The sequence below is a fragment of the Variovorax sp. RKNM96 genome (assembly GCF_017161115.1).
In the GTDB taxonomy this organism is placed as follows: Bacteria; Pseudomonadota; Gammaproteobacteria; order Burkholderiales; family Burkholderiaceae_C; genus Variovorax.
The window spans coordinates 230,886-245,791 of the sequence record NZ_CP046508.1; the positions used below are offsets into that span (position 1 = coordinate 230,886).

At 66.9% G+C, this 14,906-nt stretch carries 14 protein-coding genes; 11 read left to right on the top strand and 3 right to left on the bottom strand.

Annotated elements, in window-relative coordinates; translation table 11 throughout:
* Nucleotides 1-48: 48 nt before the first annotated feature.
* The 3 genes from GNX71_RS01140 to GNX71_RS01150 are packed head-to-tail and all read left to right on the top strand — an operon-like array spanning nucleotide 49 to nucleotide 3,226.
* Nucleotides 49-1,851: a phospholipid carrier-dependent glycosyltransferase gene (locus tag GNX71_RS01140; RefSeq protein ID WP_206176625.1), complete on the top strand. Its 1,803-nt coding sequence runs from the start codon at nucleotides 49-51 to the stop codon at nucleotides 1,849-1,851.
* Nucleotides 1,848-2,828 carry a glycosyltransferase gene (locus tag GNX71_RS01145; protein ID WP_206176626.1) on the top strand — a complete coding sequence of 327 codons (981 nt, stop codon included), beginning with the start codon at nucleotides 1,848-1,850 and terminating at the stop codon, nucleotides 2,826-2,828. Before GNX71_RS01140 ends, GNX71_RS01145 begins: the two co-directional genes overlap by 4 nt.
* Entirely contained in the window at nucleotides 2,825-3,226 is a 402-nt protein-coding gene (locus GNX71_RS01150) for a GtrA family protein (RefSeq protein WP_206176627.1), read from the top strand. The genes GNX71_RS01145 and GNX71_RS01150 overlap by 4 nt, the downstream gene beginning before the upstream one ends.
* A gap of 21 nt (nucleotides 3,227-3,247) precedes the next feature.
* Here the strand turns inward: GNX71_RS01150 and GNX71_RS01155 are convergent, their stop codons facing one another.
* Genes GNX71_RS01155 through GNX71_RS01165 form a run of 3 tightly spaced genes read right to left on the bottom strand, consistent with a single transcriptional unit; the run spans nucleotide 3,248 to nucleotide 5,955 of the window.
* Nucleotides 3,248-4,447 (bottom strand): amidohydrolase family protein, encoded by a 1,200-nt coding sequence (locus GNX71_RS01155; RefSeq protein ID WP_042576928.1) that lies wholly within the window; start codon nucleotides 4,445-4,447, stop codon nucleotides 3,248-3,250.
* Nucleotides 4,402-5,160 carry a TetR family transcriptional regulator gene (locus GNX71_RS01160; RefSeq protein WP_206176628.1) on the bottom strand — a complete coding sequence of 253 codons (759 nt, stop codon included), beginning with the start codon at nucleotides 5,158-5,160 and terminating at the stop codon, nucleotides 4,402-4,404. The genes GNX71_RS01155 and GNX71_RS01160 overlap by 46 nt, the downstream gene beginning before the upstream one ends.
* A gap of 21 nt (nucleotides 5,161-5,181) precedes the next feature.
* Nucleotides 5,182-5,955, bottom strand: a complete 774-nt coding sequence (locus tag GNX71_RS01165; protein ID WP_206176629.1) for a ferredoxin--NADP reductase — start codon at nucleotides 5,953-5,955, stop codon at nucleotides 5,182-5,184.
* Between the two features lie 316 nt (nucleotides 5,956-6,271).
* Between GNX71_RS01165 and GNX71_RS01170 the strand changes: the two genes are divergently transcribed.
* From GNX71_RS01170 to GNX71_RS01205, 8 genes are all read left to right on the top strand, one after another.
* Nucleotides 6,272-7,897 (top strand): 6-hydroxynicotinate reductase, encoded by a 1,626-nt coding sequence (locus GNX71_RS01170; RefSeq protein ID WP_206176630.1) that lies wholly within the window; start codon nucleotides 6,272-6,274, stop codon nucleotides 7,895-7,897.
* A gap of 3 nt (nucleotides 7,898-7,900) precedes the next feature.
* Entirely contained in the window at nucleotides 7,901-8,806 is a 906-nt protein-coding gene (locus GNX71_RS01175; protein ID WP_206176631.1) for a UPF0280 family protein, read from the top strand.
* A gap of 20 nt (nucleotides 8,807-8,826) precedes the next feature.
* On the top strand, nucleotides 8,827-9,468 hold the full coding sequence (locus tag GNX71_RS01180) for an amino acid synthesis family protein (protein WP_206176632.1): 642 nt from the start codon (nucleotides 8,827-8,829) through the stop codon (nucleotides 9,466-9,468).
* Nucleotides 9,469-9,507: 39 nt separating this feature from the next.
* The gene (locus GNX71_RS01185) at nucleotides 9,508-10,092 is read left to right on the top strand and encodes an amino acid synthesis family protein (RefSeq protein ID WP_206176633.1); all 585 of its coding nucleotides are present in this window, start codon (nucleotides 9,508-9,510) and stop codon (nucleotides 10,090-10,092) included.
* Between the two features lie 55 nt (nucleotides 10,093-10,147).
* A complete protein-coding gene (locus GNX71_RS01190; RefSeq protein WP_013538680.1) occupies nucleotides 10,148-11,353 on the top strand; it encodes an ABC transporter substrate-binding protein in 1,206 nt (401 codons plus the stop codon).
* Nucleotides 11,354-11,431: 78 nt separating this feature from the next.
* Nucleotides 11,432-13,360 (top strand): ABC transporter permease, encoded by a 1,929-nt coding sequence (locus tag GNX71_RS01195; protein WP_206176634.1) that lies wholly within the window; start codon nucleotides 11,432-11,434, stop codon nucleotides 13,358-13,360.
* The gene (locus GNX71_RS01200) at nucleotides 13,357-14,151 is read left to right on the top strand and encodes an ABC transporter ATP-binding protein (RefSeq protein WP_198789416.1); all 795 of its coding nucleotides are present in this window, start codon (nucleotides 13,357-13,359) and stop codon (nucleotides 14,149-14,151) included. The genes GNX71_RS01195 and GNX71_RS01200 overlap by 4 nt, the downstream gene beginning before the upstream one ends.
* Nucleotides 14,148-14,882: an ABC transporter ATP-binding protein gene (locus tag GNX71_RS01205; RefSeq protein ID WP_042576919.1), complete on the top strand. Its 735-nt coding sequence runs from the start codon at nucleotides 14,148-14,150 to the stop codon at nucleotides 14,880-14,882. The genes GNX71_RS01200 and GNX71_RS01205 overlap by 4 nt, the downstream gene beginning before the upstream one ends.
* The last annotated feature ends 24 nt before the right edge of the window (nucleotides 14,883-14,906 follow it).

Consider the following 14,906-nt stretch of genomic DNA (forward strand, 5'->3'; position numbering starts at 1 on the left):
GCCGGCCGGCCTGGCCGACCGGCACCGGGAGTTGTTATTCAGAAGCTGATGTTTGCAGCCGCGCACTACGCGGCACTCGTGGTTTTCGTCGTCAGCTGCTGGGGTTGGGGGCGCGGCCTGCTGGCTCGCCTGGCACCGCCGCCGCGGCGCGATGGCTGGCTCGAAGCGGCCGTGGCGGTCGCGCTCGGCATCGGCCTCTTCATCTGCGCGTTCCAGGTGCTGGCGATCTTCGGTGTGTTCAAGCTCGGCGCCACGCTGGCGGTGATTGCAGCGGGCGTTGTCGTGGCCGCGCTGCAGTTGCCGTCGTGGCTGCGTCAGCAGCGTGCCTTGCGTGTGGACGCCGTCGCTGCGCCGTGGACCTATTTCGAGCGGATCGCCATGGTCGCGCTGGTGCTGGTCGCACTGCCCGCACTGGTCGCTCCGCTCGCGCCGCCCGCCGCCTTCGACGAGCTGATGTACCACCTGCCCTATGCGCGCGAAGTCGCGCAGCAGGGCTCGCTCGGCATCCACGAGTGGCTGCGCTACCCCTGGTTTCCGTACAACTACAACCTGCTCTACGCCGCCGCCTTGCAGGTTGGCGACGACGTGCTGCCGCACTTCCTGAACGCGCTGGCGGGCGGGCTCTCGGTGGTGATGATCTACCGCCTCGGCATGCTCCACGCCAACCGGCTCACCGCCTGCATCGGCGCGGCCATCTGGCTGGGGCTCGGCGATTACTCGAATGCGCTGATCGACATGGGCGTGGCGCTCTTCGCGCTCACGGCCTGCGTGTCGCTGTGGTGGTGGCGCGAGTCGCAGCCGGTGCACAGCGGCATGCGCTGGCTGGGGCTTGCCGCCTTCTGCCTCGGCGTGGCCGCGGGCTCGAAGTACCAGGCGCTGGTCTTCATGCCGCTGGTGGCGCTCTTCGTCGTGTGGCACGAGCGCCGGCCCAAGGCCTGGGCGCTCGCACTCGTGTGCTTTTTGATCCCGTGCATCTACTGGTATGCGCGCAACGCCGTCATGACCGGCGACCCGTTCAACCCCATCGGCGCGCGCGTGTTCGGCTTCAGCGAGTGGATTCCGGCCGACTACGTGCAGCAACTGGCCGACGTGCGCGACCACGCCGAGATGCCGAACGCGCTGATCTGGTCCGTGTTCCTCGCGCCCTTTGGCCCATTGTGGAAGCGCTCGGCTGCAGTGCGCGCCGCGGGCTGGTTCTGCTTCTATTCGCTGGCGGTGTGGGTCGTGACCTCGCGCTATCCGCGATATCTGACGGCTTCGTTTCCACTGCTCGCGATGACCGCGGCTATCGGCTGGCAGGTGCTGTTCGGCTGGATCGCGGCGGGCGTGCGCCGCCTGTTCGGCATGAAGGCGGCCACGACGGAAGGCGTGCCCGAGCTCACCAACCGGCGCAGCGCGGCCCGCATCGGCGACTGGGTCGTGGTGCTGCTCCTGGCCGTGCTGGCGGCGGTGTCGGTGCGGCAGACCGCGGGCAAGGTCGCGATGATCTCGCCCACGCCGGAAACCCGTGAGGCCTTTCTGCGCAAGCATGTGCCGGGCTACGCCGTCATGGACTACCTGCGCCAGCACCCGACCGGCCGTGTCTACCAGATCGCGCTGAACGAGGCGATCTACTACGGCCCGAATCCGATCTGGGGCGACACGCTCGGCCCGTGGCGCTATGCCGACTTCCTGCTCCTCACGCCCGGCGACATGGCGAACAAGCTCGCCAAGCTGGGCTTCACCGCCATCGTGATGCCGGACCACCTGGCGCCGACGCTCGCGACCCGCGCAGGCTTCGACACCCACTTCGCCCCGCTGTTCGCGCAAGATGGCAGCCGGGCCTACCGTATCCTCCCCACCGCACCATGACCGACGCCGACGACACCGTGAGCCGACGAAGCGCCGCACCGCGCATTGCCGCGGTCATTCCGTGCTTCAACGAAGCGCTGGCCATCCGCCAGGTGATCGAGGGCTTTCGCGCATCCCTGCCGGCCGATGCCGAGATCCATGTCTTCGACAACAACTCGACCGACGACACCGCCGCGGTCGCGCGCGCGGCCGGCGCCATCGTCACGCACGTGGCGGCGCCGGGCAAAGGCAACGTGGTGCGGCGCATGTTCGCCGACGTGGAGGCCGACATCTACGTGATGGTCGATGGCGACGCCACCTACGAGACCGCCGCCGCGCCGCGCCTGATCCAGCGCCTGGTCGACGGCAACCTCGACATGGTGGTGGGCAACCGCGTGGACGACGGGCAGAACGCGCTCACCTACCGCGCCGGCCACCGTCTGGGCAACCGCATGCTCACCGGCGCGGTGGTGCAGCTGTTCGGCGGGGGCCTCACCGACATGCTCTCGGGCTACCGCGTGTTTTCGCGGCGCTATGCGAAGTCGTTCCCGGCGCTGTCGCGCGGCTTCGAGATCGAGACCGAGCTCACGGTGCATGCGCTGGAACTGCGCATGCCCTGGGCCGAGGAGAGCACCGCCTACAGCACGCGCCCCGAGGGCTCGCACAGCAAGCTGTCGACCTACCGCGACGGCTGGCGCATCCTCAAGACCATCTGCAAGCTCTTCGTGAGCGAGCGGCCGCTGCAGTTCTTCTCGATCATCGCGGCGCTGCTCGCGGCGGGCGCGATCGCGCTGGTCATTCCGCTCCTCGTCACCTACATGCACACCGGCCTGGTGCCCCGGCTCCCCACCGCGGTGCTGGCCACCGGCGCGATGCTGGGGGCGATGCTCTCGATGGTGTGCGGCGTGGTGATGCACGCCGTGACGCTCGGCCGCAGGGAGGCCAAGCGGCTGCGCTACCTGGCGATTCCGGGCGTGCGCAACTGCATTCGAAAATGAAGCTCGGGCGCGAGCTCCTGTCGTTCGGCGTCGTGGGGGTGATCGGCTACGTGGTCGACGTGACGGTGCTGTACCTGCTCGCGCCGCTGATGGGCCCGTACGCCGCCCGGGTGGTTTCGTTCCTCGCGGCGGCCACCACCACCTGGGCCTTCAACCGCCGCTACACCTTCGCGGCGCGCGTGTCGGCCGGGGGCTCGATCTGGCGGGAGTACCTTGGCTACCTCGTCACCATGTCGGCCGGTGCGGTGCTGAACTACGGCGCGTATGCGCTCACGCTGCACTGGATCGAAGGCCGCGGCGCCCTGGCGATCGCCGTCGCGGTCGGCAGCCTCGCGGGCATGACGGTCAACTTCCTGTCGGCGCGCTACCTGATCTTCAGGTCGAAGCCCGACGCCTGAGCGCTGCGTGCGTTGCGCGCTTCAGTGCGCGCCCGACACCACCACCGGAATCTCGGTCGCAGGCGGCGTGTTGCGGCTGCGGCCGCAGCGCACGATGCCGTCGATCATCACCATGCCCACGCCCGGGATGTCGCCCAGCTGCACGCTCTCCAGCAGACCCGGTGCGGGCGAGTGCTGCGCGCGGTCCATGAAGACGAAGTCAGCATCGCGGCCCACCTCGATCAGCCCGCAGTTGAGCTTGCGGATCTTCGCCGTGTTGCCGGTCGCGAAGCAGAACACCAGCTCGGCCGGGATGTTCGCGATGGACGACAGCATCGCCACCATGCGCAGGATGCCCAGCGGCTGAACACCTGAGCCTGCCGGCCCGTCGGTGCCCAGGATCACGCGATGCGGGCACTTCAACTCGAGCGCAGCCTTTGCCGCCGCGATGGCGACCTTCTCGTTGCCGTTGTGCACGATCTCGATCGCGCGCGAGCTCTTCTCGCACAGCTCGCACACATGCGCCTCGGGCAGCGAGGTGTGGCCGCCGTTGATGTGGCCGATGATGTCGGCGTCGGCCTCGAGCACCACGTCCTTGTCGATCAGGCCCGAGCCGGGGATCGACGGGCCGCCCGTGTGAATCGTGCTCTGGATGCCGTACTTGCGGGCCCACGCCACCATTTCTTTCGCTTCATAGCCGGCCTTCACCGAGCCGAGGCCCACTTCGCCGAGCAGGCCCACGCCGGCCTCGGCGAGTTCCTTGAAGTCGCTCTCGACCATGCCCTTCTCGATGACCGGTGCGCCGGCCAGCACCTTCACACCGCCGGGGCGGAAGTTGTCGAAGGCGCGCTGCGCGGTGATGGCCAATGCCTTGAGGCCGACGATGTCCTTGGGGCGCCCCGGCAGGTGCACTTCGCCCGCCGAGATCATGGTGGTCACGCCGCCATTCATCGTCGAGTCGATCCAGCCGATCTGGCCCTGGCGCGGCGTCCAGTCGCCGAACACCGGGTGCACATGGCTGTCGATGAGGCCGGGTGCGACGCAGGTCTTCTTCGCGTCGATGACGGTCTTCGCGCCTTCGAGGTCGCAGTCCTTTTCCTTGCCGACCGCGACGATCAGGCCGTCGTTCACCACGATGGTGTCGGCGTCCAGGATGGGCTTGTCGATGTCGCCCGAGAGCAGGAGCCCGATGTTCTTTATGACGACCTTGCCCGACTTTGCGCCGGCTGCGATTTCTGCCATTTCGTGGTGTCCTCGTCGTGGGGTGGGGTGTTGTCTTGTATGTCGTCCGCGCGCACGGTGCGCAGCAGGGTCTCGATCACGAAGTCTTCCCAGTGCGTGACCGCCTTAGGCGACTCCAGCGGCTCGCCGAGGAAGGCGGTGAGCGTGTGGCGGTTGGAGGTGTAGAAATAGCCGGTGGATGCGATCAGGAGGTAGATGTCGCGCGCCACGAGGTCCTTGCGGAACAGGCCCTGCGCAGAACCGCTGGCCAGGATTTCCGCAATGATCGCCACCGCCCGCGACGAGTACTCGCGTGCCCGCAGCGACTTGGAGATGTGCCGGCCCTTGTGCAGGTTCTCGGTGTTCAGCAGCGTCACGAACTCGGGATTCTTGCGGTAGTAGCCGAGCACGAAGCGGATGACTTCGGTGAGCGCTTCCACCGGGCGGCTCGCATCGAGCGCGATGGCGGCCTCTGCGTCGTCCATGCGCTGGTAGATGCCTTCGAGCACCGCGATGAAGAGGCCCTCTTTGCTGCCGAAGTAGTAGTAGATCATCCGGTCGTACGACTTGGCGGCCTTGGAGATCTTCTCCACGCTGCCGCCGTCGTAGCCGAATTTGGCGAACACCTTGGTCGCCGACTTCAGGATGCTGTCGCGCGTGGCCTGGGCGGCCGCCTCGCGCACGCCGGTGCGGCGCTGGGGCTTTGCCTTCGTGGCGGTGCGGCTGTCGGCCATCGTGCGCGCGGCGTCCCTGGGTTACTTTTCCGCGAAGGCGCGTTCGACGACGAAGTCGCCGGGCGTCGAGGTGTTGCCTTCCTTGAAGCCGCGCTTCTCCAGGATGTGCTTCAGGTCCACCAAGAGGCCGGGGCTGCCGCACAGCATGACGCGGTCTTCCTCGACGTTCAGCGGCGGCAGGCCCAGGTCGTCGGTGAGCTTGTTGCTCTCGATCAGGTCGGTGATGCGGCCCTGGTTGCGGAACTCTTCGCGCGTGACGGTCGGGTAGTAGAGCAGCTGCTTCTCGATCATCTCGCCCAGGATCTCGTGCTTGGGCAGGTGGTCGGTCACGAGGTCGTGATAAGCCAGCTCGTCGACCTGGCGAACGCCGTGCACCAGGATGACCTGCTCGAACTTCTCATACGTCTCCGGGTCGCGGATGATGCTCATGAACGGTGCGAGGCCGGTGCCCGTGCCGAACAGGTACAGGCGCTTGGCCGGCAGCGTGTAGTCGATCAGCAGCGTGCCGGTGGGCTTGCGGCCCACGATGATGGTGTCGCCCACCTGGATGTGCTGCAGCTTCGAGGTGAGCGGGCCGTCTTCCACCTTGATGCTCAGGAACTCGAGGTGCTCCTCGTAGTTCGGGCTCACGATGCTGTAGGCGCGCAGCAGGGGCTTGTTGTTGACCTTCAGGCCGATCATCGTGAAATGACCGTTCGAGAAGCGCAGCGCCGGGTCGCGCGTGGTGGTGAAGGTGAACAGGCGGTCGGTCCAGTGGTGGACGCTCAGGACGCGTTCTTCGCTGAATGCACTCATACGGAACTCAAGAGTTGGTTGGTAACAGGGGAGGTTGGCTGAGCCGAGATGCACACCCTTGGGGCGCGAGACGTCGGCCGGCTCCGAACCCTCCATTGTCGTTGGTCGGAAAAACCCCGATGAACATCGCGAGAAAACACCATTGCAAGCATCGGGCCTGTTTGCTACATTGACCTTCAATGTAGTGAATGCAACATGAAAGTGTAGGGAATGCTACACAAACGGCAGGCGACGCACAAGCGGGCAGACGGCACGTTTGTTGCAAACCCCACCGGACCGGATTGCCCATACACCTACCGCCCACGAGATCGCCCCGATGACCGAACACACCAAGACAGACGGATTGCCCGGCATGGACATGCCAGTGGTCGCCGAAGCCGGCGCCAGCGCCTTCGGCAAGGCGCCGCCGCGCAACGAGAAGATGAGCACCGCCAAGGTCGAGTGCAACGCCTGCCCGGTGCTGTGCCAGATCTCCGATGGCCGCACCGGCGCCTGCGACCGCTATGCGAATCGCGAAGGCGTGCTGGTGCGCGTCGACCCTGTCGTGCTGCTGCGCCGTGCAATCGCGAGCGAGGCGCCGACGCTGGTGCCCTTCGACCGCCCGGCCGCCGAAAAGAGTGAAGTGATCGAAGCCGGCGCCCCCGACTGGAACGGCGACCTGCTGCACGCCGACGAAGTCTTCGTCACCGGCGTCGGCTCCTCCACCACCTATCCCGACTACAAGCCAGCCCCCTTCATCGTGGCCTCCAAGGCCCAGGGCGTGGACATGGTCACCGTCGTCACCGAAGGCATCTTCAGCTACTGCAGCTTCAAGGTGAAGATCGACACCGACCGGTTCCTGGGCTCCGAGCAGGCCAATGTGCGCTACCGCGGCGAGGTCGTGGGCCACGTCACCACGGCCGAATACGGCTCGCAGATGCTGTCGCTCGGCGGCGTGCACCACCTCACCGGCGGCAGCAAGAAGGAAGGCCGCATGACGGCCGAGCTCATGCAGTTCCTGGGCAACAAGAAGGCGGTGGAGTGCACCATCGACGGCGGCTCCACGCTCGTGATCCAGGCCGGCAAGGCGCCCATCGTCAACGGCGTGGAAGAGCAGCGCATGCGCGTGGGCTGCGGCTCCGCGGCGGTCGGCATCTTCGCGCGCCAGTTCGCGGGCGTGGCCGACGAGGTGGTGGTGGTCGACGACCACATCACTGGCGTGCTCACCGAGCACCAGGCCGGCCGGTGCCTCGACATGGCGCCTTCGGGCATCCAGATGCTGGGCCGCAAGTCCACACCGGGACGCTACTTCCAGGTGGCGAACCCGGGCAACGGCTGGGGCGGCACCGACATCGCCGATCCGCTCGCGATCATCGAAGGCTGGGAAGAGGGCGTTGCGCGCCCGGGCCTGCGCCTCCTGATGACATCGACCACCGGCGAACACGCGCAGTGGTACGTGCTCGATGAGGCACTCAAGCCCATCGAGCAGCCGATGCCCGCCGAAGTGAAGCGCATCGTCGATCGCATCGGCGAGAACTGCGAGCCGTCGCTGTGCACCGTGCTGTTCCTCGGCGGCGCCGGCGGCAGCCTGCGTGCCGGCGTCACCGAAAACCCGGTGCTGCTGACGCGCGCCATCAAGCGCGCGCTGGTCAATGTCACCTGCGGCGGCGCGCCTGCCTATGTGTGGCCCGGTGGCGGCATCACCGTGATGGCCGACGTCATGCGCATGCCCGACAACAGCTTCGGCACCGTGCCCACGCCGGCCATCGTGGCGCCCATCGAGTTCAGCATGCGGCGCGCCGACTACGAGGCGCTCGGCGGCCACATGGAACACATCTTCTCGCTCGAACAGGCGCTCGCGCGCGGTGCGTGGCAGGAAGATGGCGCACCGCTCGCACGTCAATGGCTCGTCATGGACGACGCCAATCCGTGGCCGCTCGGCCACGCACCCATGCTGGGCTGAACCATGTCCGCCCAACGCAGCCCGCTCGACGGCGGCCGCTGGCACTTCAACCACGGCCCGATCGACATCGTGGCCGAGGCGCACGGCGATCCGTACGCCGTCACGGCCGCGCACGACGCGGCGTGGGCGCGCTTCGGCCATGTGCTCGACGAGCTGGTGCGCGAGTTGCCGCTCCTGCGTTTGCCAGTGGTTGAAAAGATGCGCCCGCGCGGCATCGTCGGGCAGCGCATGTGGGATGCGTGCGCCGCGTTCTCGCCGATGTTCATCACGCCGATGGCGGCCGTGGCCGGCTCGGTCGCCCAGGAACTGATCGCGTTCTACGACCGCCCCGGCATCGAGCGCGCCTGGATCAACAACGGCGGCGACATCGCGCTGCACCTCGCGCCCGGCCACTCGGCGCGCGTGGGCGTGTTCGCCGACATCGCGCGCTTCGATTGGCGCGACACCAGCGGCATCCTCACCACCGACGGCCAGTTCGAGCTGCACGCCGACGAGCCCGTGCGCGGCGTCGCCACCAGCGGCTGGCGCGGGCGCAGCTTTTCGCTGGGCATCGCCGACAGCGTGACGGTCCTGGCCGCCACGGCAGCACAGGCCGATGCGGCGGCGACAGTGATCGCCAACGCCGTGGATGTCGACGACGCCCTCATCCAGCGCAAGCCCGCCAGCGAATGCAAGGACGACAGCGACCTGGGCGACACCCTGGTCACGGTCGACGTGCCGCCGCTCGCACCATCGCAGGTGAAAAGCGCACTCGATACGGGCGCGATCTGCGCCAAGGTCCTGCAAAAAGGGGGGCTCGTCTGGGCCGTTCTACTCGTTTGTCAGGGGCAGTTTCGACTTGTCGAGCCCTTATGCTCGAAGTCGCTGCAGACCGTGCTGCCGAAATCAGTTGGTTCAGTATTTGCTTAACGAAAGCAAGGTTCTTTTTCATGATCGAAATCCGTCGCGTCTTCACCCATGTCGAGCACATCCACCACGAGTTCGGACCGCGTGCCGACACCCCGTTGGTGCGCGGTGCCATCGGCGCGGTGCTGACCAATCCTTTTGCGGGCCGCTACGAGCCCGACATCCTGCCGATGATGGCGCTGCTCGACCCCGTGGGCGTCGACATGGCGCACCAGCTGCACGCCGCCATGGACGTGCCGCTCGAGCAGATTTCCACCTACGGCAAGGGCGCGATCGTCGGCGCCGACGGCGAGCTCGAGCACGGTGCGCTCTGGCATGTGCCCGGCGGCTACGCGATGCGCGAACTGCTTGGCTGGAAGGGCAGCCGCGTCGCCTACACCGCGGGCATCGCCGAAGAGAAGAAAGGCCAGCCCGGCAATGCGCTCTCGATCGTGCCTTCGACCAAGAAGGTCGGCCCGCCCGGCGCCGCGCTCGACGTGCCGCTCACCAACATCAACGCGAGCTACGTGCGCGGCCAGTTCGATGCCATTGAGGTGCGCGTGCCCGGCGCGCCCGCGGCCGACGAGATCGTCTTCATCCTCGCGATGAGCACCGGCTACCGCGTGCATGCCCGCGTCGGCGGCCTGCTCGCGAAAGACATCAGCAAGTGGGACGGTCTGCGCTGATCCCACGCACACAGAGACAAGACAAGGAACACACAGAACATGACCGCCAACATCCGCAAGCTCGTCATCCAGGTCGATGAGGTCCGCAAGGAAATGGGGCAGGACGTGACGCCGCCCACGCGCCGCGCCGTCGCCATCGCCGTGATCGAGAACCCCTACGCCGGCCGCTACAGCGAGAACCTCGACGAACTCATCGCCATCGGCGAGGAACTCGGTGCGCTGCTCGGCCAGAAGGCCGTGAAGGCGCTCGGCATCGAGCCCGGCCAGGCGCAGAGCTACGGCAAGGCCGCCATCGTCGGCGAGCGCGGCGAGCTCGAGCATGCGGCCGCCATCCTGCACCCCAAGCTCGGCGCGCCGCTGCGCGTGGCGGTCGACAAGGGCGCGGCGCTCGTGCCTTCGGCCAAGAAACAGGGCACGCTCGGCACCGCCATCGACGTGCCGCTCGGCCATAAAGACGCCGCCTTCGTGCGCAGCCACTTCGACGCCATCGAGGCCCGCGTGTCCGATGCGCCGCGCGCCAACGAAATCGTCGTTGCCGTGGCCGTCACCGACAGCGGCCGTCCGCTGCCGCGCATCGGCGGCCTGCAAGCCAGCGAAATCAAGGGAGAAGACGGTCTTCGCTGATCCGTCTTCGCCGCACCGCACACCTGTTTTCTGTTCGAACCCTAGGAGCTTCCCGATGAATCCATTGCGCCTTGCCTTCTGCGCCGCTTCCGTCGTCACGCTGGCCACAGCCCTCGTCCCCGCGCATGCGCAGGGCGTGATCAAGATCGGCGAAATCAACAGCTACAAGGCGCAGCCCGCCTTCCTGGAGCCCTACAAGAAGGGCATGGAACTCGCCGTCGACGAAATCAACGCCAAGGGCGGCATCAACGGCAAGAAGATCGAGCTCATCAGCCGCGACGACAACGCCAACCCCGGCGACGCGGTGCGCGTGGCCGAGGAGCTCATCTCGCGCGAGAAGATCGACGTGCTGGCCGGCGCGTTCCTCTCGAACACGGGCCTCGCGCTCACCGACTTCGCCAAGCAAAAGAAATTCTTCTACCTGGCCGCCGAGCCGCTCACCGACAAGATCGTCTGGAGCAACGGCAACAAGTACACCTACCGCCTGCGCCCCTCGACCTACATGCAGGTCGCGATGCTGGTGCCCGAGGCCGCCAAGCTCAAGAAGAAGCGCTGGGCGATCGTGTACCCCAACTACGAATACGGCCAGTCGTCGGCCGCCACCTTCAAGACGCTGCTGAAGGCCGCGCAACCGGACGTCGAGTTCGTCACCGAGCAGGCCCCCCCGCTGGGCAAGGTCGATTCGGGCAGCGTGGTGCAGGCATTGGCCGATGCCAAGCCCGACGCGATCTTCAACGTGCTGTTCGGCGCCGACCTCTCCAAGTTCGTGCGCGAAGGCAACACCCGCGGCCTCTTCAAGGACCGTGAAGTGGTGAGCGTGCTGACCGGCGAACCCGAATACCTCGATCCGCTGAAGGACGAAGCGCCCAACGGCTGGATCGTGACCGGCTACCCGTGGAACGGCGTGAAGACGCCCGAGCACAAGGCCTTCCTCGATGCGTACCAGGCCAAGTTCAAGGATTACCCGCGCCTGGGCTCGGTGGTCGGCTACAGCGCGATCCATTCGATCGCGGCAGGCATCAAGAAGGCTGGCGGCACCGACACCGAGAAACTCGTCGCGGCCTTCAAGGGCCTGCAGGTCGACACGCCCTTCGGCAAGATCAACTATCGCGCGCAGGACAACCAGTCCACCATGGGCGCGTATGTCGGCAAGACCAAGAACGACGGCGGCAAGGGCGTGATGGTCGACTACGTGTACCTCGACGGCGCCAAGTTCCAGCCTTCGGATGACGAAGTGAAAAAGATGCGCCCTGCGGACTGACCGCACGGCTCCTGCAACGCGCCTGTCGCCGCTGATCGAGTGCGGGGGCGCGGTGTCTCCAGTTTCCTCAGGGTCCTTATGAGCTTTTCAGGCTTCGTTGTTCAGTTGCTCAACGGGTTGGCCGGCGCGTCCTCGCTTTTCTTGGTGGCGGCCGGTCTCTCGTTGATCTTCGGCGTGACGCGCATCGTCAACTTCGCCCATGGATCGTTTTTCATGGTCGGCATCTATGTCGCGTACACGCTTGTCGAGAAGCTGGGTTCGAGCCTGGGCTTCTGGCCCGCGCTGCTGATCGCGGCGCTCGTTGTCGGCGTGCTCGGCGCGCTGATCGAGGTGCTGCTCTTGCGCCGCATCTACAAGGCGCCCGAGCTGTTCCAGCTGCTCGCCACCTTCGCGCTGGTGCTCGTCATCAAGGACGCGGTGCTGTGGCTCTGGGGCCCCGACGAACTGCTCGGCCCGCGTGCGCCGGGGCTCAAGGGCTCCATCGAAATCCTCGGGCGCCAATTCCCTTCCTATGACCTGTTCCTGATCGTCGTCGGCCCATTGGTGCTCGGCCTCGTGTGGCTGCTGCTCACCCGCACGCGCTTCGGCACGCTGGTGCGCGCCGCCACGCAAGACCGCGAGATGGTGAGTGCGCTCGGCGTCAACCAAGCCTGGCTCTTCACCGCGGTGTTCGCGCTCGGCGCATTGCTCGCGGGCCTGGGCGGAGCGCTGCAACTGCCGCGCGAACCCGCCACGCTGGAGATGGACCTGAACACCATCGGCGCCGCCTTCGTGGTGGTGGTGGTCGGCGGCATGGGCTCGCTGCCCGGCGCGTACGTGGCCGCATTGCTCATCGCCGAGATCAAGGCCGTGTGCATCTGGCTCGGTGTGGTGCAGATCTTCGGCATCGACGTGTCGTTCTCCAAGCTCACGTTGATGGTCGACTTCCTCGTGATGGCGATCGTGCTGGTCTGGCGCCCGTGGGGCCTGTTCGGCCGGCCGCAGGCGCCCAGCCGGTACGTGGGCATGCAGGAAGAGCCGCTGCGCCGCCCGAGCAATGCCTACCTCGTTGCAGCCGCCGTGCTCGCGCTGATGCTCGCGGTGCTGCCGCTGCTCACGGTGAACTCGCCCTACACGATGGTGCTGATGATCGACCTGCTGATCGCCGCGCTGTTCGCGACCAGCCTGCACTTCATCATGGGCCCGGCGGGCATGCACTCCTTCGGTCACGCCGCGTACTTCGGGCTCGGTGCCTATGGCGCGGCGCTGCTGGCGCGCTCGCTGCACCTGCCGATGGAACTCGCATTGATCGTCGCGCCGGTCGTGGCCGCGCTCGGCGCGCTGGTCTACGGCTGGTTCGCGGTGCGGCTCTCGGGTGTCTACCTCGCGATGCTCACGCTGGCCTTCGCGCAGATCACCTGGGCCATCACCTACCAGTGGGACAGCTTCACCGGCGGCAGCAACGGGCTGACCGGCGTGTGGCCCTCCGAGTGGCTCTCGAACAAGCAGGCCTACTACTGGCTCACGCTGGTGCTCGTGGGCGCCGGCGTGTGGTGGCTGCGCCGCGTGCTGTTCTCGCCTTTCGGCTATGCGCTGCGCGCGGGCCGCGACTCGGTGCTGCGCGCCGACGCCATCGGCATCGACGTGAAGCGCATGCAGTGGATGGCCTTCGTGATCGCGGGCACCGTGGCGGGCCTTGCCGGGGCGCTCTACGCCTTCTCCAAGGGCAGCATCTCGCCCGAGAGCCTGTCGGTCGGCAAGTCGGTCGATGGCCTCGTGATGGTGCTGCTCGGCGGCATCCAGACGCTGGCGGGCCCGGTGGTCGGTGCCGTCACCTTCACCTGGCTGCACGACACCGTCGCGCGCAACACCGACTACTGGCGCGCGATGCTCGGCGCCATCATCCTGATCCTGGTGCTGCTGTTCCCGCAGGGCATTGCCGGCTCCGTCAAGCAACTCGCCGATCGCTGGCGTGCACCGAAGAATGAAACTGAAGCAGACGCCAAGCTCAAGGAGGTGAAAGCATGAGCCTCCTCAAGGTCGACAACCTCGGCAAGTCCTTCGGCGGCGTGAAGGCCGTGGACGGCATCAGCTTCGAGCTGCCCGCGGGCGAACTGCTCGCGCTCATCGGCCCCAACGGCGCGGGCAAGTCCACCACCTTCAACATGGTCAACGGCCAGCTGAAGGCCGACCAGGGCTCGATCACGCTCGACGGCCACGAACTCGTGGGCCGCAAGCCCCGCGAGATCTGGCGCAAGGGCGTGGGCCGCACCTTCCAGATCGCCGAAACCTTTGCCTCGCTCACCGTGGTCGAGAACGTGCAGATGGCCTTGCTCTCGCATGACCACAAGCTGTTCTCGATGTGGCGCCGCGCGGCCGACCACAAGCGCGACGAAGCGCTGGCACTGCTCGACCAGGTCGGCATGAAGTCGCAGGCCGACCGGCCCTGCAGCGTGCTCGCCTACGGCGACGTGAAGCGCGTCGAGCTCGCCATTGCGATGGCCAACTCGCCGAAGCTGCTCCTGATGGACGAGCCCACCGCCGGCATGGCGCCCAAGGAGCGCAACTCGCTCATGGCACTGACCAAGGACCTGGTGATCCAGCGCGGCATGGCCGTGCTCTTCACCGAGCACAGCATGGACGTGGTGTTCGCGTACGCCGACCGAATGATCGTGCTCGCGCGGGGCCGCCTCATCGCGCAGGGCAAGCCGCTGGAGATCCGCGACCATCCGAAGGTGCAGGAGGTGTACTTCGGCAGCGGCAAGACATTCGAGAAGATCGCAGAGAAAGCTGCAGCGCTTGGAGTGACAACCGCATGAGCACGCACGAACCTCTTCTGCAAGCCAAGGCCCTGTGCGCCTGGTACGGCGCCGCGCAGATCCTGTATGACGTCGACCTCGACGTTCGTCGCGGCGAAGTCGTCGCGCTCATGGGCCGCAACGGCGCGGGCAAGTCGACCACGCTGAAGGCGCTGATCGGCATGCTCGCCAAGCGCCGTGGCGCGGTGCGCTTCCTCGGCCACGACATTTCGAAAAGCGAGCCGCACCACGCGGCGCGCCTGGGTCTGGGCTTCGTGCCCGAAGACCGGCGCGTGTTCACCGACCTCACGGTGATGGAGAACCTGGAAGTCGGCAAGCAGCCCGCGCGCCAATGGGCCGACGGCACCGAGGCGCCGCTGTGGACGCCCGAGCGCCTGTTCAAGCTCTTTCCCAACCTCGGCGAAATGCCCAACCGCCCCGGTGGCCGCATGAGCGGCGGCGAGCAGCAGATGCTGACCGTCGCGCGCACGCTCATGGGCAACCCGTACCTCGTGCTGCTCGACGAGCCCTCCGAGGGCGTGGCGCCGGTCATCGTCGAGCAGATGGCCAACATGATCCTGGAGCTCAAGGCGCAGGGCGTGAGCATCCTGCTCTCGGAACAGAACATGCACTTCGCCGAACTCGTGTCCGACCGCGCCTATGTGCTCGAGAAGGGCCAGATCCGCTACCACGCCACGATGGCCGAGCTGGCGGCCAACGAAGAAGTGCGCCGCGCCTATCTCAGCGTTTGATCATTGCTTTCATTCAACCCACCG